The organism is Aureisphaera galaxeae (genome assembly GCF_028561275.1).
Taxonomy (GTDB): domain Bacteria; phylum Bacteroidota; class Bacteroidia; order Flavobacteriales; family Flavobacteriaceae; genus Aureisphaera; species Aureisphaera galaxeae.
Window position 1 is genome coordinate 716,366 of sequence record NZ_JAQQTF010000002.1, and the last position, 21,257, is coordinate 737,622.

Here is a 21,257-nt window from a genome sequence, read left to right on the forward strand (position 1 = left end):
GAATGCTATCCATAAAATATATGAAGAGCGTGGTGGTTGTTTTGGCAACCATCACGTTTTTTGCTTGTGAAGGAAACTACAAGAATGTCCAGAAAATGAATCAGCAGGATGGTCTTCCTGCGGGTGAAGGAGCGGGCATTCGTATGGTGTATACCGACTCTGGAAGGGTCGTTACCACCTTAAACACTCCCAAACTCCTTAACTACGATAATCTCGATTTTGGATATAGGGAATTCCCCGAGGGAGTAGAGGTCAATTTCTTCGAAAATGGAGAAAAAAGTACCGTAACATCCGAATATGCTGTGCAGTATCCACTAACGGGAATCGTAGACCTTCGCAAAAATGTGGTGCTGGTCACTTCCGATGGCAACGTCTTAAATGCCGAACAGTTGTACTGGGACCAAAACAACAAATGGGTCTTTACCGATAAGCCCTACCGAATCACCTTTAAGGACGGTTCCTATAATGATGGGGCCCGTTTCGACGCAAATGAAGATTTTACCGTATTTTTATCCCGTAAAAACGACGGTATCCAAATGATCGACCAAAATCAAGAAACCAATGAGTAGAACCATTTATCGCCTTTTCGAATACGTATACATTATCATGGCTGCTTTGGCGGCTTATATTGTGATTACAGATTGGGAAACCGACAGGGGAAGGGCCTATCTATTTGGGTTTTTTGGTGTTGTGGCCATTTTCATGTTTTTTTTCAAGCGATGGTTTCGCAAGCGATTGGAGAAGCGAAACCAAGACCAGTAAATGGAATTTGAAATTCTAATTATTGTCCTTTCCTTATTGCTTTCCGCCTTCTTTTCAGGAATGGAAATAGCCTATGTTTCTGCCAATAAGATTCACATAGAAATAGAGAAGAAGCAAAGCAACTTCTTGGCACTTATCCTACAGCGAATTACAAGAAGACCTTCAAAATTCATTGCGACCATGTTGGTGGGTAACAACATTGCTCTAGTGGTCTATGGACTTTTTATGGGCGATTTGTTAATGGGATGGTTCGAGTCCTATTTGCCTTCAGAATATACATTTGTGAATTATGCTTTGGGAGAGTTAAGCCTGCTTACGCAAACGGTCATTTCAACGCTCATTATTCTACTTACAGCAGAGTTCCTTCCCAAGGTGTTCTTTCAGATTTACGCCAATAGATTGGTGAAATTCTTCGCTTTACCGGCCTACATTTTCTACTTGCTTTTTTCCGTCATTTCGGAATTCGTTATCTGGATTTCCGATTTGGTGCTGAAGGTGTTTTTCAAAACCGAAGGGGATGCTGTGCAACTTAGTTTCAGCAAGGTAGAATTGGGGAATTACATCAGTGAGCAGATCGAAACGCTGGAGCAGAAGGACGAATTGGATAGCGAGATTCAGATCTTTCAGAATGCCCTGGAATTTTCTGAAGTAAAGGCGCGTGAAGTAATGATCCCCAGAACTGAGGTAGTGGCGGTCGAAATTCACACTACCACCAAGGAATTGCAGAAACTCTTTACTGACACAGGTTTTTCAAAAATATTGGTGTACAACGAAAGTATCGATGATATTTTGGGGTATGTCCATTCGTTCGAACTTTTCAAGAAGCCTTCCGTTATCAAGAAAATATTGATGCCTGTGGTATTTGTGCCCGAAGCCATGCTTGCGAAGGACGTTTTAAACATCTTAAGTAAGAAGCGTAAAAGTATTGCTGTGGTGATCGATGAGTACGGAGGTACTTCGGGAATCATTACGGTCGAAGATATTATCGAAGAACTTTTCGGGGAGATTGAAGACGAACACGATTCCGTGGCTTTGATCGAAACCGAACTATCCATGAACCACTACCAATTCTCGGCTAGATTGGAAGTGGACTACCTAAACGAAACCTATAAATTGGACCTTCCAGAGGATGATGCCTATGAAACTTTGGGAGGGATGATCGTAAACTTCACGGAAGAAATTCCCCAACAGGACGAAACCCTAGAAATAGAAAACTTTACCATTCAGATTGTCGAAGTTTCCAATACCAAAATAGAATTGGTGGAAGTACGCAAGAATGGGGAAGAATAATTTTCAATAATCCCCCGTTTTTTTAGGGCGAACCTTTTTATAAATCATTGGAAAATGGTAATTTCGCCCACTATTAAATTTCTACAGCAATGGCAATATTAAATAGCATTAGAAAAAGAGGTGTATTCCTTATCATCATTATTGCATTAGCGTTGTTCGCTTTTGTATTGGATGGAGTCATCAATAGTAAGACCGGTGGCGGTGGTGAAATTGAGAATACAGTGGCGGTGATCAATGGAAAAGAGCTTTCCAGAGAGGACTTTATGGGGAAGGTAGAGAACCAGCAAAGAGCATTAGGGCCGGGAGCCAACACAGCTCGTGCGGTACAGATGGTTTGGGATCGCGAATTGCGTACTGTATTGATGGAGCAACAGACCGAAGCTTTGGGAATGACCGTGAGCCAAGAAGAGATCAATGAGCAGTTGTCATTGGTATTGGCCAACAACCCAACATTCCAAGATGAGAACGGATTGTACAGTGAAGCAAAAATGATCGAGTACGTTGCCAGTATCCAAGGGAATGATCCAGCATCAAGACAGCAACTACAGGCATGGAATGATTTTATTGAAAGTACCCGTGAAGGGATTCTTCAGTCCAACTACATGAACATGGTTCGTGGAGGTTTGGCTTCTACCCTTGCAGAAGGGGAGCAGCAGTACCGTTTCGAAAATGATAAAATCAACATCGAATACGTATACGTTCCTTATACCAAGATCGCCGATGAAGATGTAACTGTTTCTGAAGCTGAAATCGGACAGTACATCAAGGCCAATCCAAAGCAATTTGAAGTAGATCCTTTGGTAGACATTCAGTATGTAATGTTCGAAGAAAAACCTTCCGATGAGGATATCGAAGCAGGAAAAGCGGAAGTAGCATCTCAATTGGATGCATTTGCTGCAGCTGAAGATGCAGGAGCCTATGTAGGTGAGAATTCGGATAACTCCTATAATGACAACTGGGTGTTGGAAAGCAACCTGCCAGTAGCCATTAAGGATACCATTCTTAATATTCCTGATGGAAGTATTTACGGACCTTATCAAGTAGACAATACCTTCAATCTTTCTAAAGTAGTTGCCAGAAGACAATTGGCAGACTCTGCAGAAGCAAGACACATCTTAATTCCATTGGGGTTAAATCCAACAGATAGCATTACCAGAACACCAGAACAGGCGCGTTTCTTAGCCGATAGTATTTTAACTGTCGTAAAGGCCAACAAGTCGAAGTTCGCTGATATGGTGACTCAATTCTCTGGAGATCCTGGAAGTATCGAAAAAGGAGGTAAGTACGAATGGTTTGCTTACAATAGAATGGTAGCACCTTTCCGTGATTTCTCTTTCGAAGGTGAAGTAGGGGATATGGGTGTAGTCGAGACACGTTTCGGATACCACATCATCGAAGTACTTGGGCAAAAAGATTTTAAACCTGCTGTGAAGGTAGCTACGGTAACCCGTAATATTGAAACCACAGAGAAAACCCTTACCGATATTTTCTCTACGGCTGCTAAATTCGAAGATGCTGCTCGTAATGGAGAATTCAATACGGTAGCCGAGGATGGCGGATATGATGCAAAACCAGTGAACAAAATTGGAGAGTTGGATGCCAATATTCCAGGAATCGGTGATAACCGTGCGATCATTAACTGGGCATTTGGAGATGAGAGTAAAGTGGGAGATGTAAGCCGTTTCGACGTGAACAACTCTTATGTAGTAGTGCAGTTAACTCGCAAGAGCACAGAGAAAGCATTGCAAAGTGTTGCCGAGGCTTCTAGCATCGTAACGCCTATTTTAAGAAACAAGAAGAAAGCACAGAAAATTCGTGAAGGCATTAGCGGAACTACGCTTCAGGATGTGGCTTCTAGCCAGAACGAACAAGTGAAATCTGCCAGTGCGTTGACCCGTTCTAACCCAACCATTGCCGGTGCGGGAACTGAGCCTGCTGTAGTAGGAGCTGCTTTTGGTAAAGCTGCCGGAGAAAGCACGAGCTTGATCGATGGAGAAAACGGAGTGTATATGGTAAAAGTATTGGCCGTAAACAAGGCTCCAGACCTTGAAAATTATGCTACTTTCGCTAATACCTTGAATGCGAATGCTAGCGGAGCAATTAGTAACAGGATTTTCGAAGCACTTAAAAGTGCTGCCGATATCGAAGATAATAGAGCGAAGTTCTATTAATATATAAGAATGGCTAACGTTAAAAACCCCTCCGAAGCTTACTGCCAAGGAGGGTTTTTTTATGGAATCATATCATGGAATGGGATAATGGTTTCATATCCCTTATTTCTGAAGTAAGAAAGGTCATCCTCCGTTTTAGCGAGGACCATCACAAAATCACCTCCCCAAGCTCCAAGACTCTTAATAATGCCCGAGAAATCGGGAAAAAGTTGTTCTTTCACCGTTGGGAGTTGTATGAGCGCAGAGATTTCTGCTTCGTGCAGAGTCAATAGTTCTGCAAATCGGGAGCGGGAAGTGCATTGAGAAAGTTCCTCCGTGATTCTTGAAAAGAGATCCAAGTCTACCCCTTCATTTTTTTTCGCCTTACGATAACGTGCTATGCCTTCCTTGCTATCCTGTTTCTGGTTTAAATGGACAAAGTAGAGTTGTTCGGTAAAATCCCATGGGAGGGAAACGGGTATTGCTTCGGGCCGTCCATTTTTTAATGCATATAAAAGTGACTTTCCGTGAGCCGCTACGGCCACGTCATATCCACTTCCTCCAAAACTCTGTTGTAACAGAGAATAGGCGTCCACCTTGGCCCATTTTGAAATATTATGGATTAAGGTAGAAGAGGTGCCTAATCCCCAATTTCTTGGGAAATCCAATACCGTGGTGACGGTATATCCCTTTTCTGAAGAAAGAAATTCGGGGTTTAATTCTTGTGCTACCTGTAAGATACTCTGAAGGGTATCCGAAAATGTGCTCTTATCGCCTTCGTAGCTCAGATCAGGCAACCGGAAGGCTTCTTCATACCAAACAGTTCCTTGGTCGTCTATACTTTGCCATGTTAGTGTTCCCTCCGTGCCATGTGTAATTTCTAAGGATTGTCCATAGGTAGTAGGTATGGCCAAGGCAAGGGCCCCGTCCAAAACGACATATTCTCCCGTGAGGAGCAACTTTCCAGGGCTATGGAAGGTCTGTGAAGCCACTAAGCGCGAAGGTTTTCGATGAATTCTACAACGGCACTATGTGATACGGTCTGTTCTTTAAAATGATCTACCGCTTTTTCCTTTTCCTGTACATTGGCTTCCATTTGGTTTAGGATGTTCATTAGGTGCATTTTCATATGCCCTTTCTGAATGCCTGTGGTCACCAGCGAACGGAGTGCTGCGAAGTTCTGGGCCAATCCTGCTACGGCCACGATTTGCATGAGTTGCTGCGCATTTGGTTTCTGAAGGATTTCAAAAGCCAGTTTCACCAGTGGATGCAAGGAGGTAAGTCCACCAACGGTTCCAAGTGCTAGGGGGATGTCGATCCCGAATCGAAATTCACCCTCCGTTGCCGTGGCATAGGTGAGACTACGATAGTGCCCGTCTTTGGCCGCATAGGCATGAATACCGGCTTCTACAGCTCGAAAATCGTTTCCTGTGGCCAATATTACTGCATCGATGCCATTCATGATGCCTTTGTTGTGCGTTACGGCTCGGCGTGTTTCGGTTTGGGCGATCGCCACGGCACGTACAAATCGGTCGGCAAATTCCTGTGCCTTGTCGGGATCGGGATCCAATTGGGATATGGGGCAGGAAACTTCGGCTCGGACCCGACATTCGGGAACGTAATTGGATAAAATACTCATGACCACTTCTGGGCAATCGTTTTCATCATGAAAAGCAGGATTTATTTGCGCCTCCTCTTCAAAGGTCCTAGCAATGGTTTCCAAGCAACTATTAATGAAGTTGGCGCCCATGGCATCTAGGGTTTCGAAGGTGCAATGCAACTGATAAAACCCTTCCAATTCGGCTGTGCTGTCCTTCAATTCAATATTCAAAAGACCGCCTCCTCTTTTTTTCATGTTTTTCTGGATCCCTTCTATGCTGGTTCTAAGGGTAGGAAGCACTTCATCAAAGAATGCAATAAGGGATGCCTTGTTTCCAAAGTAATTGAAATATACCTGGCCATTTTTTGTGGTTCCTAGGATTTCTGTTTTAAATCCGCCCTTGTCCAACCAAAATTTGGCGGCATTACTAGCCGCGGCCACCACCGAACTTTCTTCAATCACCATGGGAAGGGCATAGAGTTCCCCGTTGATTAGGAAATTGGGAGCTACTCCAAAAGGTAAATAATAATTAGTAATAGTGTTTTCTATAAAGTCGTCATGTAATTTTTGAAGGTTGGCATCGGGATTCCAATATTTTTGCAACACGGAAATGGCATCGGGATCGTCCTTTAAATAATGGGAGGCAAGCCACTTTATTTTTTCTTCTTTGGTCTTCTTAGAAAATCCTAAAACCGGGTTGGTCATGGCATTTTTATTTTGAAGGCAAAGATAGTGCTAAAATCTTCATGGTGTAATTTGTGGATAAGGAAGCACAATGAGCTCGTAACTTCCTGTTTTAAGCCGTTTTTAAGGAAACTCAGCTTGTATTTAACACAAAAAACAGGGGAATTTTCAGGAAATTTTAGTAAAATTGGCATAACAAAATTTTAACAATTTGAAAAAAGTACTTTCACTTGCTGTACTTGCATTTCTTGCAACGCTTACTTCTACTCTTACAGCACAAGAAAAGAATATTACACTTGAGGACATTTGGGGCGGCGCTTTTCGTACAGAACGATTGGATGTGTTACGATCCCTGAAAAATGGAAAGGAATATTCGGTATTGAATTTCAACCGTTCTAAAGGAACATCGGCCATCGATGTATACGACTATAAAAGCGGTAAAAAGGTGAAAACCTTATTGGATAGTGAAAGCTTGGATGACATTAGTCGTTTTATTTCCTACGAATTTAGTGGCGATGAGTCCAAAATTTTGTTAGCAACCCAGCTGAAGCAAATATTTCGCAGATCGTCTCTGGGAACTTTCTATGTGTACGACGTAAATACAAAGGCCGCTACGTTATTATCCGATGATAAAGTGCAAGAACCTACCTTTAATGAGGACGGTACGAAAGTCGCTTATGGATTCAACAACAATATATACATCAAGGATTTGGCAAGTGGAGAGATCACTCAAGTTACTTCCGATGGTGTAAAAAATAAGGTCATAAATGGTATTACCGATTGGGTATACGAAGAGGAATTTGCCTTTGTGCGGGCATTCGATTGGAGCAAGGATGGAAACTACATAGCCTATATCCGATTCGACGAGTCTGAGGTGCCTGAATTCTCAATGGATGTGTATGGAGAAGATCTGTATCAGACCCAACAGGTATTCAAATACCCAAAAGCAGGAGAAGCCAATGCTAAGGTTTCCTTGCATTTGTATGAGGTAAGTAGCGGAAAATCCTCGCAAGTGGATGTTTCCGAATTTAATAGCTATTACATTCCACGAATTAAGTGGACCAACGATCCAGAGGTTTTGAGTGTGCAGTTAACCAACCGTCACCAGAATATTCTGGATTTGGTGTTTGTAGATGCCAAGTCGGGAGAGGCTACTTTGATTCATCAGGAAAAGGATGATGCCTATGTCGATGTTACGGATAATCTAACCTTCTTGAATGATAACAGCTTTATCTGGACGAGTGAAAAGGATGGTTGGAACCATATTTATCACTACAGCAAGAAAGGGAAACTCATCAATCAGGTTACCCAAGGAGATTGGGAGGTAACCCGTTACTATGGTTTCGATCCTAAAACGGGACGTGTGTACTATCAGAGTACCGAAAACGGAAGCATTAACAGAGATGTGTATTCCATTACCAGTTCTGGAAAAAACAAAGTGCGATTAACACAGGATGTAGGGAACAACAGTGCCGCTTTTAGTGCCGATTATACCTATTTCATCAATACGTTCTCCGATACTCAAACCCCTTATTTGTTCACGTTGCGAGAAGCACTTTCGGGCGATCAGGTACGTGAGATCAAGAATAACAACGCCTTAAAGGATAAGGTGGCGGGGTATAAAACTTCTAAGAAGGAATTCTCTACGATCAATATCAACGGAGAAGATTTAAATATGTACATGATCAAACCCAAGGATTTCGATCCTAATAAGGAGTATCCTTTGTTTATGTATCAATATTCCGGTCCGGGATCGCAAAGTGTGGGTAATCGCTGGGGTGGATCTAACGATTATTGGCATCAGATGTTAGCGCAGGAAGGGTTTATTGTAGCTTGTGTAGATGGAAGAGGAACTGGGCTAAAAGGGCGTGATTTCAAAAAAATGACACAAAAAGAGCTGGGTAAATATGAAGTGGAAGATCAGATAGCCGTTGCCAAGGAATTAGGAAAATTGTCTTATATCGATGCCGATAGAATTGGGATTTGGGGATGGAGTTACGGTGGATTCATGTCCAGTAACTGTTTGTTCCAAGGAGCCGATACCTTTGCCATGGCGATTGCGGTTGCTCCTGTAGGTAGCTGGCGTTTTTACGATACGATATATACAGAGCGTTATATGCAGACGCCACAGGAAAACCCAAGTGGTTATGATAATAATTCACCCATTACCCATGTGGATAAGCTGAAGGGGGATTTCCTTTTGGTACATGGTACTGCCGATGATAATGTACATGTTCAGAATTCTTTTCGCCTCGTAGAGGCGCTGGTACAAGCCAACAAAGACTTCGATTGGCTGATGTACCCGGACAAGAACCACGGAATTTATGGGGGATACACACGACTTCATTTGTACAATAAAATGACCCAATTTATAAGGGAGACTTTAGGGAAGCCTGAAAACACCCTTACTGAAATTAGGGACTAACCAATCAAATAATAACTAATACTCACTATTTATGGAATTTAAATTTGGAGGTTCTGAAGTAAATCAAAGAACCGTACTTGGACATCCTTCCGGATTATTTGTATTGTTCTTTACAGAAATGTGGGAACGTTTCTCTTATTACGGTATGCGTGCCTTATTGGTACTCTTCTTAACCGCTACCCTGCTCGATGAAGGTTGGGGATGGGAAAGAGCCGATGCACTCGTCTTATACGGATGGTATACTGGACTGGTTTACTTAACTCCAATTATTGGTGGTTTTATTGCCGATAAATTAATGGGTTATAGAAGGGCTATTGTGCTTGGAGCATTTATCATGACGTTGGGTCACGCTTCTATGGCACTTGAGGTTTTTGCCGACGCCTTCTTTTATTTAGGACTTCTTTGTTTGATTATTGGTAATGGCCTTTTTAAGCCGAATATTTCTTCCATTGTAGGACAATTGTACAAGACACAAGGAAAGGAAAAGGATGCAGGGTATACCATTTTCTATATGGGAATCAATGCCGGGGCATTCTTAGGAATTTTGCTTTGTGGTTATATTGGTGAAAAAGTAGGTTGGCACTGGGGCTTCGGTCTAGCAGGAATTTTCATGTTCTTGGGAATGCTTCAATTCTACTTTGCACAAAAGATATTCGGTAACATTGGATTGAAACCTGGAAAGACCGATGATTTAGACGACACTATTGAAGATGCTTTGGAAGAGATTGGTGATGATATTGAAGAGGTAAAGGAAGAGGCTGAGAATTCTAAGGTGGTGAGAGATAGAATTACGGTAATTGCGGTCTTCGCTTTATTTACGATTTTCTTTTGGTGGGCGTTTGAGCAAGCAGGTGGATCCATGACGATTTTCGCCGCGGACTATACCGACAGGGCACTGGAAGGAAGTTCGGCATTTACCTTTAAGGTGGTTAACTCGATCATAACGATCGTCCCAATGATTGTGATTACTTGGGTATTAGCCATGTTATTTAAACAAACCTTTGGGGCATACTCCATGTCTAATATATGGCTCGGATTGAGTTTTGTAATTATTTGGGGTATCGTAATCTGGATGCTTAACCGTGAGTTCCAAGCAGACGCTACTGAAGTGCCAGCTTCGTGGTTCTCCGTACTCAACTCGCTATTTATAATACTCTTTGCTCCGGTCTTCTCGAAAATATGGGAGAGTAAATTCAATCCTTCGGGCCCCGTGAAATTCGCTATTGGTCTGGTTCTTTTAGGAATTGGATTTGCTGTACTTTCATTTGGTGCCGCAGCGATTCCAGATGGAGCAAAAACGGCTTCTGTGAGCATGATATTCTTGATTCTTGCGTACCTATTCCATACGCTAGGGGAGCTTTGTATTTCGCCAGTAGGATTATCTTATGTAAGTAAGTTGGCTCCGTTGAAATTGGTAGGATTGATGTTTGGTATTTGGTTCATCTCCAACTTCGTCGCTAACCTACTGGGAGGTTTAACAGGAAGCTATATTGATACGATTTCTGAAAACTATGGATTGTCTACCTTCTTCTTAATCTTTACAGCGATACCTGTAGGGGCTGGAATTGTCATGCTTTTATTGAACAAGACGCTCTTGAAGAAGATGCACGGAATACGATAATTTATACTTAAATCATTGCAAAAACGTTCCCATTGTGGAACGTTTTTTGCTATATTACAACGAATTATATGACGATGCCATGAAAAGAATAGTACTCCTACTTTGCTTGTTAGTCGTGTCCACAGCTTCGGCCCAGAAAAAAATAAACTGGATGTCCATGGATGAAGCATTGGCAGCACAAGCCAAAAAGCCCAAGAAAATCTTTATCGATATGTACACCAATTGGTGTGGCCCCTGTAAGATGTTAGATCGGGATACCTTCAGTAATCAGGATGTGGTTAATTATATCAACCAGAATTTCTACGCGGTAAAGTTTAATGCCGAAGGCAACGAAACTGTGAGTTACCAAAGCAGGGCGTATACCAATCCTGGATACAATCCGGCCAAGGCCATGAGAAGAAACAGTCAGCATCAGTTTGCTCGATACATGGGAGTTCGTGCCTATCCTACAGTTTTATTCTTGGATGAGCAAGGAAACCTTATTAATCGCGTCCAAAGCTATAAGAAACCCCAACAAATGGAGTTGTATCTTAAATTATTCGGAACGGATTTGTGGAAGGAGATTTCGACCCAGGAGCAATTCGATGAGTATTTTAAAAACTTTAAGCCCGAATTTAAAGCATAATAAATCCTACTTGCTATGAAAAAAATTGCCTTCGTTGTTGCCCTTATGATTGTTGGTACACTAAGTGCCCAAAAGATTGAGTGGATGACCATGAACGAGGCCCTAGCGGCCCAAAAAGAAAATCCAAAGCATATTTTTATGGATGTTTATACCAAATGGTGTGGACCCTGTAAGCTTTTGGACAAAAGAACATTCAGTGATAAAAGTGTAATTGCTTTTGTAAATGAAAACTATTATCCGGTAAAGTTCAATGCCGAAGGAACCGAAGAGATCACCTATCTGGATTTCACATATACCAATCCTAATTACCAACCCGAGCGAAAAGGCAGGAATGCTACGCATTTCTTTGCCGATGCGCTAAAGTTGCAGGGATATCCCAGTTTGGTATTTTTCGAGAAGGACGGTTCGCTCATTCAGTCCGTTCCCGGTTTTAAAAGCCCAAAAGACTTAGAGGTTTACCTGAAAATGATTGTCAATGGCGATTACAAGAAGTTAACCACCATGGAAGCTTGGGAAGAATACCGGGATAACTTTAATCACACCTTCAAATAAGGAGAATGTAAATCATTCGAAAATATAGGCTCCCATTTCTCCCGTATAGTGAAATGGGAGTTTTCTTTTGGTGCAGGTTTCCTTCCAACGTGCTACATAACTTTTGTAGTTGCTTCCATCCGCAATGATTAATTTCGGGTTTATACTTTCAATAAGCCGATCTAAGTGAATCTTCGGGCTTTCAGAGAGTAATACAATATCAAACCTTTGCCGTGGATAAACACCCATACTATCCAAGCGGATCACCGTTTTTCCTTTTATTCGGAAAACATTGGGGATTTCCTGTGGGAGGAATTCTGCAATGTGTTTTTCTACTGCATAACTTTTAATAGGATAGCCATCCAATGGATGTGTGTGGTTGAATACCTTGAGTTGTGATCCCTGTTTGTGGGCCATTAGACTAACTTTAGATCGATGGAAGATGACAAACTCTTCTTCGGAATACGCAGTTCGTTCCCATACAATGACCCCTAGCAATAGTACAATTGAAGCCAATGTTGCCGTCAATGATATTTTCTTTCTGCTTTTCCAAAGTACACCCAACGATAGGATCAGTATATATACTGCAATCATTTTGGGCAGGGAAAACGAAATGTTTTGAAACAGGAAAGAATCGTTGGATGCAATCCAAGCAATGAAGTCATTCAATAGCCCGATGGCTGAATCGTATAGATGAACTAGAAAGTTTGGTATTTTCACAAGTAAGCTTCCTAATGAGATGAGCAGTCCAAACCCTAAAAGAATGCCTAAAAAAGGAAGTATGACCATATTAGTTAAAAGAAACAGCCCAGGGAATTGATGAAAATAATATAGGCTTAAAGGAGCTACGCCTATTTGGGCGGCCAAGGATACGGTAACCAGTCCCCACAAATACTTATCTACTAGATATCTTGGGCGATACAGACCGTATAGTTTAGGTTGGAGCCAAAGAATGAAAAGAACGGCCAAATAGCTCAGCTGAAATCCCACATGAAACAACCAGTAAGGTTTTAGCAGCAACAAAATGAAATAAGAGAGGAAAAGGGTATTGAAGCCATTGGTGGGCCGATTCAGCATTCCCGCCAAAGCAAAACAGGAGAACATGGTTACTGCCCGAACCACGGAAGGGGAAAGTCCGGCAAGTAAGGCAAAGGCCCAAAGCAGTAATACGATGATCGCTGCTTTGATCCATTTTCCGAAAGGCAGGTATTCCAAGGGTTTAAAAAGCCAAGAAAAAAACAGAAAGAGCATCCCTACGTGTAATCCCGAAACCGCTAAGATGTGTATAGCTCCTGCCGCTGCATAGTTATGGTAAAGTTCCTTGTTAATTGCCCTGCGTTCGCCTAATACCAATGCTTGGGTAATAGCAGTGGCATCTTCGCTAAGCTTGAGGCATTGAATACTTTCGGAAACATAGGAACGAATCCCTTCGGCAAACCCTTTTAGGGTAATGTCCCCTTCCTTTCTTTCTAGGATTTCTCCCCGAGAAATAATGATTTTGTTGTAAACCCCTTGCTTCTCAAGATATTCTTTGTAGTTGAATTGATGCGGGTTTAAGGATGGTGGAATAGGCTGTAACGATGTTGAAACTACTAGGTGATCATCGACATGTAAAGGGAAGTAATGAGCATCATTTCTAATGGAAATAAGTAGTTTTCCTTGGCTTGTTTCATATCCCGATGGAAGAAGACGGCCAAAGTAACGGTGATGGTATCGATCCGGTGTTAGGACTTCTACAATCTGAAGGCTTAGTTTTTCGGGTACTTCGGTAGGGGAAAGATGAACATAATGGTTGGGTTGAAAATGGGGTTGAGAGATTTGCAGATTCAAATATCCTAGGGCAGTAAAGAAGAGAAATGTAAGAATTCCGAAGAAGGGGCCTTGCCTCAGTTGCTTTCTTTCGAAAAACCATGATAACACCAGTAATAACAACAAACCCGAAAAGATGGCTGTGCCGAAACTAGGTGAAATGTGAAAGTAATGCGCCAGAATGATCCCTAAAGTTAGACAAGCCGCCAACTTTAGGATCAGAAAATTAATAAACCTCATATAGTAAGCACAAAAAGTGCAATTACATTAGAGGGGAGTAATTTAAAGTTAGGAAAATTAGATGATTCGGCGTACTTCCACAAAGGCATTTTTCCAATACTTCTCATCCAAGGAAGAGATAATCACCCCACGGGAAGAAGTGGAATGGATAAAATGTACATCACCTTTCTTGCTTTCTACCACTAGACCTACATGATTAATCACATTTCGGTTTTTATTGGTTTTAAAAAAGACGAGATCGCCTTTCTGTACTTCCTTCAACTTCACCCGAATCCCTTTTGTTGCCATATCCCGGGACACTCTTGGCAACTCAATATTCTCCGTTCGGTAGGAAGTATATACAAGGCCAGAGCAGTCCATGCCGCGTTTATCGGTACCGCCAAACTTGTAACGGGTGCCTTCGAAAGTACGGGCATGTTTTACAACTTTAGAAATACGTTTGTTGGTTACGGTAGCAGTTCCCTTGCCAATTACCTTGGTGTCGGTAGTTCTTCTAGAAGAACCACAGGAGGCTAGTAATAAGGAAAATACACAGAGGAGGAGGAGTTTTTTCATCAATGAAAAATAGATTTGGTTTGCTAAATTTACTAGATTTAAGCTAAATAATAAAAAGAGATGCTGTTACAAGTAAGATATGAGCCTCTTCCTATTTATGAAGATCCTATTGTGGTAGAGGTGATCAATTTCCTTATTTTCACCATTATCGCAGTAGTCATTATCCGCTTGGTAAGGGTATTTCGCGCTACGAATTGGCTTACAGATTCGAACCCGCTTCATTTCGAGGATGAGAACAGAATCGTTTCGCCTTTTCTTATGGAAGAACTCGATTCTGGAGAAGCTGTTTTTGCGAATTCCAAGAATCGAATACTTACTCGGGTAGTGGCACTTCTTTTAATCCTGATTTTCGTAACCGTTCCGTTTTGCGTTATAATGCGGGAAGACTACTTTAATACTTTTTTGGCAGTGATGTGGAATTAACAATTAAACCAGCCGTTTTCTCACTGGCACCTTTACCGCCCAGATTGTTTTCTAGATCGTAATAATCCAAGAAAAGCACGGCTCTGTGGTAGTCGTCCAATATTTTCGAAAGTTCTTCCTTGAGTTGTTTGGTGTTGAATTCAGTTTGAATCAATTCCTTCACCGCGGGTTTGTCCAAAATAAGGTTCACCAAAGAAATGTATTTCAGTTTAATGATACGCTTGGCGATTTCATAGGAGATTCGATTTCCTTTATAGCAAACGACTTGAGGTACCTTGTAGAGCCCGGTTTCTAATGTTGCCGTTCCAGAAGTAACCAATGCGGCAGTGGAAAGACTTAGTAGGTCATAGGTTTTATTTGGAATGAAGGTCGCATTCGAATCCTGTGTGAACTGCTTGTAAAATTCCATTTCTTGACTGGGTGCTCCCGCAATGACAAACTGATAGTCCGGAAAATCCTGAGTTACCGAAAGCATCACTTTCAGCATTTTCGAAATTTCCTGCTTTCTACTTCCGGGAAGTAAAGCAATGATGGGGCGCTCGTCCAAACGGTGTTCCTTTCGGAATACCTCGGGATCAACTTGTTCCCTTTTCGAAATGGCATCAATTAAAGGATGGCCCACAAAATGAACGGGGTAGTTGTGTTTCTTTTCGTAAAAATCCTTTTCAAAAGGAAGAATCACGTACATTTCATCCACATCCCTTTTTATGGCCTTAATACGTCCTTCTTTCCAAGCCCATATCTGCGGGGAAATATAATACAGTGTTTTAAACCCTTTTTTCTTGGCCCATTTGGCAATACGTAAGTTGAATCCAGGATAATCGATAAAAATGATGGCATCGGGCTGAAAAGCCTCAATGTCTTTCTTACAGAAGGATATATTTCGCAAGATTGTTCGCAGGTTCTTAAGGACCTCCACAAACCCCATAAAAGCCAATTCCCTGTAGTGCTTCACGGGTGTTCCTGCTTGTTCGGCCATGAGATCCCCTCCCCAAAAGCGAAAGTCTGCATCTGCATCTTTAGCTTTAAGAGCTGCCATTAAATTTGCTCCGTGTAAATCTCCCGAAGCTTCCCCTGCGATGATATAATATTTCATGCTACACGAAATAGATTAAGTAGGCGCAAATAGCTGCTAAAAAGGTAGCCATTAATACACCACGTGCTCTATAATCCCTATTAATTCTCAAAAATCCGAAAAAAGCTGCCAAATTGGGTAATGCCCCTAGGGTTAACAACATCCATAAATTACCGGATTGGCTATACAATTTGAATGTGCTCTGAAAATCGAGATGCTTGACCTTAGAAACAATAAATGTGCATAGGATAACCCCTATTATATTGCAAATGATTCCTACCAAAAACCCGATTCCGATTTCCTTTTTCATTATATATCCCAATTATTAATATCCTTAATAGCGTGATGGGCCGTAAGATCGAATTGCACGGGAACCACCGAAACGTACCCATTTTCCAATGCCCACTCATCCGTATCTTCGCCTTTGTCTTCATTCACAAACTCTCCCGAAAGCCAATAATAGTCGCGTCCCAAAGGATTCGTTCGCTTATCGAATTTTTCAATCCAATGGGCATTGGCCTGTCTGCATACTTTGATTCCTTTGATCTCTTCCTCTTTCAATTTAGGAAAGTTTACATTAAGAACCACTCCCTTGGGCATTCCATGGGCAAGGGCCTGCTGAGCCAGTGTTTTTACATATTTCTTTACAGGATCGAAATTGGCCGTTAGGGAATAGTCCAAGAGGGAGAAACCAATCGAGGGAATCCCTTGGGTCCCTGCCTCGACGGCTGCACTCATAGTACCGCTATAGATAACATTGATGGACGAATTACTTCCATGATTAATGCCGCTAACGCACAAATCGGGTTTTCGCCCCAGAATTTCGTTTACTGCAAGCTTAACGCAATCCGCAGGAGTACCGCTGCAGCTGTATTCTTTAATAGTAGCATCTTTGTCCATGATCACTTCATCCACATAGAGGGTTTCATTCACCGTAATAGCATGTCCCATACCACTTTGTGGGGAATCGGGGGCTACTACACAAATATCTCCCAGTTCCTTCATGACCTCAATTAGGGTGCGAATTCCTGGAGCCGTAATTCCGTCATCATTGGTAATAAGTATAAGGGGTTTCGCGTTAGACATGAGATTGGTTTTTCTACAAAACAAAAATACAGTTATTTCATTAGGATTTTAATCCCAAAAGGAATTCAATTTGACTGATAACTGTTTAACAAAAAATTAGTATCATTATGCCGTATTGGCACGGTTTTTTATATATTTTAGGTCTCTTATAAAAGTGAAGATATGCGATTAATGAAAAAGAATCTCCGAGTGTTGTTACTCGCGGTTTTTGTAGCTGCGGCTTCTTGCAGTTTTACGACCAAAGAATTTAATGATCCCGATAAAGATAAATTGCTGATCGATTTGATCACCTACGTACTGGATAAAGGACACTACGATCCCAAGGATATGGATAATGTGTTCTCTGCTGGGGTATACAAAGACTTTATCAATACTATGGATCCTCTTAAAAGATATTTCTTAGCTCAGGATCTTAAAGAATTCAGTGTCTACGAAACGGAGATCGATGATCAGATACGAAATAAGGATCTTACCTTCTTCAACTTAGTATACGATCGCTATGTAGAGCGTTTCGAAGAATCTAAAAAGTATTACAGAGGAATTCTTAGCGGTCCTTTCGATTATGCCAAAGATGATAAGATCAATGTAGATTATGAAGAATTGGAATACGCCGAAAATAAAAGGGAATTGATGGAGCGTTGGAGAAAGCAGTTGAAATTTTCAGCTATTTCCAATTACTACGATTTAATGGAGGAAAAGAAAAACTCCGATAAGAATAAGGCAGAGGCTCTTGAAAAAGGAGAGGAGTTTGTTGAAAGTGACAACGCCAAACTTAGTGAAAGTGAGATGGAGGAGAAGGCTCGAAATACAGCCATGACTTCGTTGGATGAGTACTATGAGTTTGTTGAAGATTTGGAGCGCAAGGATTATTTCGCTCAATTCCTGAATGTTGTCGTAGAGGAATTCGATCCACATACCAATTATTTTGCGCCGCCCGACCGTGATCGTTTCGATCTGCGTATGAGCGGTAAACTAGAAGGGATTGGAGCACGACTTCAGAAGAAAAACGATTACATCAAAGTAGTTGAGGTTATTAGCGGAGGTCCCGTATGGAGAGGGGAACATCTAGAAGTAGGTGATCTTTTAATGAAGGTAAAGCAGGAAGACGAAAAAGAGGCTGTAAGCTTGGTTGGAATGCGTGTGGATGATGCCGTAAAACTTATTAAAGGACCTAAAGGGACCAAGGTGACCTTAACCGTAAAGCGTGTAGATGGTAGCATTGAAGAAGAAACCATTACTCGTGATGTTGTTGAATTGGAAGAGACCTATGCCAAGTCTACCGTAATTGAAAAAGACAGTAGAAAATATGGTTTGGTAAACCTACCTGCCTTTTACTTCGATATGAAAGATTATGAAGAGAGAAATGCAGCAAGCGACGTAAGAAGGGAAATTGAGAACCTGAAGAAAGAAGGAATGGAAGGTCTGGTATTGGACCTAAGAGGAAATGGTGGAGGATCCCTTAAGACGGCAGTAGATATTGCTGGATTGTTTATTAAAGAAGGTCCTGTAGTACAAGTGGCTTCTGGTGGAAAAAGAAAAGAAGTATTGGAAGATAAGAACGGAGATGTTGTTTGGGATGGTCCATTGGTAATTTTGGTCAATGAGTTGTCTGCATCTGCTTCCGAAATCTTAGCTGCTGCCATGCAGGATTATAAAAGAGGAATTATCATTGGAAGCAAGCAGTCCTATGGAAAAGGAACCGTTCAGAACATGATCGACCTTAATCAGTGGCTTCGTAAAAACGATATGGGCGATATGGGTGCTTTAAAATTAACCACTCAGAAATTCTATCGTGTTAATGGAGGTTCTACTCAGTTAGAAGGAGTAAAGAGCGATGTGGTTATGCCCGACAGATATAGCTATATCGACATTGGTGAGCGCGACTATGACAATCCGTTGCCCTATGATAAAATCTCTCCAGCAGACTTCGATCTTTGGGATGGTTATATAGATTACGAAGGAACCATTCAACGAAGCAAAGAGCGAATGGCGCAAAGCAAGCAGCTGCAGCTTATCGAGGAAAATGCACAATGGATTAAGAAGAGCCGTGATGAGAATGTGGTAAACCTAAATTTCGATAAATACCTTGCAGATATTGAAAGAAGAAAGGAAGAGACAAAGAAGTTCGATGCCATTGAAGAGTACGATAACAAATTGGATTACCGTTCCCTTCCTAGCGAAATTGCCTTAATGAAGCAGGATACCACCTTGCGCGAGAAACGTAAGAGATGGCACAAAAACTTGGCGGGCGATATTTACGTAGAAGAAGCAGTAAACGTGTTGCAAGATTTAAAAATGAACAATATTAGAAACGGTAAAGTGGCAAAAATTAAAAACTAATTTTAGCTACATTTACCATGTGAAAGATTCGACCTCATTAAGTAAACTAGCGCTCCAAAAGTTTAAAAAGAACTTTTGGGGCGTTTTTAGTTTTATTTTTCTGGTGTTGTGCACTTTCACGGCCATTTTTGCCTATGCCTTAGCTCCGGATAATTCCCAAAATGCCAATCAGATGCATTTGTCCATCCATTCTAAGGCACCGGGATTTACCGTTCAGATGCTTACGATTCCTTCAGAAGAGCAAGAGCAAAACGGTTTTTCTACCTTTTTCTTCGGAAAGAAGACTACAGCCACCGAAATTCCCATAGCCAGTTTTAATAAGGTAGAAGAAGGGATTGAAATTGTAGAGTACACTCCCGATGGGTCGGCAGGTCTATCCAAGATATATCCCTTAAGGGTTTTCCCCAATGCGAAGACCGTTCAGGAAATTGAATCGAAATACATTTCAGAAAAGAAATTTATTCTAGGAACCGATAAATACGGCAGGGATCTATTAAGTCGTATGCTTATTGGAATCCGTGTATCACTCGCAATAGGTTTTGTAGCGGTATTCATTTCATTGGTAATAGGCATCTTTTTTGGTTCGCTGGCAGGCTATTTTGGAGGCAAGGTAGATGTGGCCATCATGTGGTTGATCAATGTTACTTGGTCCATTCCAACTTTGTTATTGGTAATAGCCATTACACTGGCCTTGGGAAAAGGATTTTGGCAAGTATTTATTGCTGTAGGACTAACGATGTGGGTAGAAGTGGCTCGTGTGGTACGAGGACAGGTGCTGAGTGTAAAGGAGCGACAATATGTTACAGCGGCTAGAGCTTTAGGGTATAACGATTGGCGTATTATCACAAAACATATTTTACCCAATAGTTTGGCACCCGTAATCATTATCTCAGCTGCCAATTTTGCCAGTGCGATCCTTATAGAGAGTGGATTGAGCTTTTTGGGCATCGGAGCCCAGCCCCCTATGCCAAGTTGGGGAGGCATTATAAAAGATCATTATGCCTATATTATTTTAGGTAAGCCCTATTTGGCTATCATTCCAGGGTTGGCTATCATGAGTTTGGTAACGGCCTTTATGCTTATGGGGAATGCATTACGGGATGTATTGGACGTAAAGAATTAAAAAAAACACCGCTCATTTCCGAGCGGTGTTTTTGCTTCATAACAACTTATTTTCAGTATCTCTTAATCCAAGAATAGCGTGAAATCGATTCCAGGATATTGATTATATAGGCAGGGATCGAATGGAGAAGCATCTCCGGTAGATCTAACAGGTCGTGCTACTATAACATTATCATTATTGGCAACATATGTGTCGTCTACGATTACAAATGAAGTAAAGCTTCCTAAACCGGGTCTAGCAAATGGCTGATGGTATAGTCTTTTTATTCCCTCATTGCACATTTGAGTGGTCAATGGGTGGGACGTAGCCGTGGTGATAAATGAACCAGACAGATCTAGTCCTGTAGGGAAATAAAGTTCTACACAGTTGCTATCCAAAATAATGGATAGGTATTGTTGATAAATCCAATCTGGATTAGCATCTGGAGCACCTCCTTGTACTGGTGGAACCTTTGGTGGGCTATTATCACTATCTGGATCTGGTGGATTCAAATAATAGATAAACTCTTCTTCGAAAGCCGCTTTAAATGCGTCAAGGGTGCTGGTATCACCCAGTAAAGTCTCGGCAGATAAGGTGCCTTCTGCAGAAACCCCTTGCGCCAGAAGGAACTCTGTTCTTGCGGCAGGGTGATAACGTAATACCCTACTCGTAGTTGCAGATAGCCAAAGAAGTTGTCTTTCGAACATGTCTTCTTCAGAATCGCAATCCTCTTCAGGGTCAGGGTTACTAGTAGTTTTTAGATCGAGCGATGGGGATTGTGTTTCCGTTAGTTCGGAACTTTCCCTTTCGCAAGAAACAAAAGATACCGCGATCAAAAGGAGAATCGCGATGGGGAAAAGTGTCTTTTTCATGCTTATGAATTTTTAACGATTAATAATGGTACAATGGTAGTCTGAATTATTGAAATTTTAAAGTGTT

The 21,257-nt window shown here is 41.6% G+C and carries 17 protein-coding genes and 1 pseudogene; 11 read left to right on the top strand and 7 right to left on the bottom strand.

Annotated elements, in window-relative coordinates; genetic code table 11:
* Window positions 1-2 precede the first annotated feature (2 nt).
* The 4 genes from lptC to POV27_RS03105 all read left to right on the top strand — a co-directional run bounded on the left by lptC (window position 3) and on the right by POV27_RS03105 (window position 4,223).
* Window positions 3-569, top strand: coding sequence for an LPS export ABC transporter periplasmic protein LptC (gene lptC, locus POV27_RS03090; protein ID WP_272861261.1), 567 nt, complete (start codon window positions 3-5; stop codon window positions 567-569).
* Entirely contained in the window at window positions 562-762 is a 201-nt protein-coding gene (locus POV27_RS03095) for a hypothetical protein (RefSeq protein ID WP_272861262.1), read from the top strand. The genes lptC and POV27_RS03095 overlap by 8 nt, the downstream gene beginning before the upstream one ends.
* Window positions 763-2,052 (top strand): hemolysin family protein, encoded by a 1,290-nt coding sequence (locus POV27_RS03100; protein ID WP_272861263.1) that lies wholly within the window; start codon window positions 763-765, stop codon window positions 2,050-2,052. It begins immediately after the preceding gene.
* 89 nt (window positions 2,053-2,141) lie between these two features.
* Complete coding sequence (locus POV27_RS03105; RefSeq protein WP_272861264.1) at window positions 2,142-4,223, top strand: peptidylprolyl isomerase; 2,082 nt, start codon at window positions 2,142-2,144, stop codon at window positions 4,221-4,223.
* Window positions 4,224-4,282: 59 nt separating this feature from the next.
* Here POV27_RS03105 and POV27_RS03110 read toward each other — a convergent pair whose 3' ends face one another.
* Both POV27_RS03110 and POV27_RS03115 read right to left on the bottom strand, forming a co-directional pair.
* Window positions 4,283-5,194 (bottom strand): GYDIA family GHMP kinase, encoded by a 912-nt coding sequence (locus POV27_RS03110; RefSeq protein ID WP_272861265.1) that lies wholly within the window; start codon window positions 5,192-5,194, stop codon window positions 4,283-4,285.
* A pseudogene (locus tag POV27_RS03115) lies at window positions 5,194-6,510 on the bottom strand (hydroxymethylglutaryl-CoA reductase, degradative); the annotation flags it as partial. The pseudogene POV27_RS03115 and the gene POV27_RS03110, both read right to left, overlap by 1 nt.
* A gap of 187 nt (window positions 6,511-6,697) precedes the next feature.
* Here POV27_RS03115 and POV27_RS03120 point away from each other — a divergent pair.
* From POV27_RS03120 to POV27_RS03135, 4 genes are all read left to right on the top strand, one after another.
* The gene (locus POV27_RS03120) at window positions 6,698-8,911 is read left to right on the top strand and encodes a S9 family peptidase (protein WP_272861267.1); all 2,214 of its coding nucleotides are present in this window, start codon (window positions 6,698-6,700) and stop codon (window positions 8,909-8,911) included.
* Between the two features lie 31 nt (window positions 8,912-8,942).
* Window positions 8,943-10,532, top strand: a complete 1,590-nt coding sequence (locus POV27_RS03125; RefSeq protein ID WP_272861268.1) for a peptide MFS transporter — start codon at window positions 8,943-8,945, stop codon at window positions 10,530-10,532.
* Between the two features lie 79 nt (window positions 10,533-10,611).
* Window positions 10,612-11,157 (top strand): thioredoxin family protein, encoded by a 546-nt coding sequence (locus POV27_RS03130; protein WP_272861593.1) that lies wholly within the window; start codon window positions 10,612-10,614, stop codon window positions 11,155-11,157.
* A gap of 15 nt (window positions 11,158-11,172) precedes the next feature.
* A complete protein-coding gene (locus POV27_RS03135; RefSeq protein ID WP_272861269.1) occupies window positions 11,173-11,709 on the top strand; it encodes a thioredoxin family protein in 537 nt (178 codons plus the stop codon).
* A gap of 12 nt (window positions 11,710-11,721) precedes the next feature.
* Here POV27_RS03135 and POV27_RS03140 read toward each other — a convergent pair whose 3' ends face one another.
* Together POV27_RS03140 and POV27_RS03145 are read right to left on the bottom strand one after the other, a co-directional pair.
* Window positions 11,722-13,737: a ComEC/Rec2 family competence protein gene (locus POV27_RS03140; protein ID WP_272861270.1), complete on the bottom strand. Its 2,016-nt coding sequence runs from the start codon at window positions 13,735-13,737 to the stop codon at window positions 11,722-11,724.
* A gap of 57 nt (window positions 13,738-13,794) precedes the next feature.
* Window positions 13,795-14,292, bottom strand: a complete 498-nt coding sequence (locus tag POV27_RS03145) for a C40 family peptidase (protein ID WP_272861271.1) — start codon at window positions 14,290-14,292, stop codon at window positions 13,795-13,797.
* Between the two features lie 60 nt (window positions 14,293-14,352).
* Here POV27_RS03145 and POV27_RS03150 point away from each other — a divergent pair, with 60 nt between their 5' ends.
* A complete protein-coding gene (locus POV27_RS03150; protein WP_272861272.1) occupies window positions 14,353-14,715 on the top strand; it encodes a hypothetical protein in 363 nt (120 codons plus the stop codon).
* Here POV27_RS03150 and lpxB read toward each other — a convergent pair.
* On the bottom strand, window positions 14,684-15,811 hold the full coding sequence (lpxB, locus tag POV27_RS03155) for a lipid-A-disaccharide synthase (RefSeq protein ID WP_272861273.1): 1,128 nt from the start codon (window positions 15,809-15,811) through the stop codon (window positions 14,684-14,686). The genes POV27_RS03150 and lpxB overlap by 32 nt on opposite strands.
* Before the next feature lie 288 nt (window positions 15,812-16,099).
* Complete coding sequence (gene surE, locus POV27_RS03165) at window positions 16,100-16,876, bottom strand: 5'/3'-nucleotidase SurE (protein WP_272861275.1); 777 nt, start codon at window positions 16,874-16,876, stop codon at window positions 16,100-16,102.
* A 171-nt stretch (window positions 16,877-17,047) separates the two neighbouring features.
* Here surE and POV27_RS03170 point away from each other — a divergent pair, with 171 nt between their 5' ends.
* Window positions 17,048-19,216: a carboxy terminal-processing peptidase gene (locus tag POV27_RS03170; RefSeq protein ID WP_272861276.1), complete on the top strand. Its 2,169-nt coding sequence runs from the start codon at window positions 17,048-17,050 to the stop codon at window positions 19,214-19,216.
* 19 nt (window positions 19,217-19,235) lie between these two features.
* Window positions 19,236-20,339, top strand: a complete 1,104-nt coding sequence (locus POV27_RS03175) for an ABC transporter permease (protein ID WP_272861277.1) — start codon at window positions 19,236-19,238, stop codon at window positions 20,337-20,339.
* A 62-nt stretch (window positions 20,340-20,401) separates the two neighbouring features.
* Here the strand turns inward: POV27_RS03175 and POV27_RS03180 are convergent, their stop codons facing one another.
* On the bottom strand, window positions 20,402-21,190 hold the full coding sequence (locus tag POV27_RS03180) for a hypothetical protein (protein WP_272861278.1): 789 nt from the start codon (window positions 21,188-21,190) through the stop codon (window positions 20,402-20,404).
* Between the last annotated feature and the right edge of the window lie 67 nt (window positions 21,191-21,257).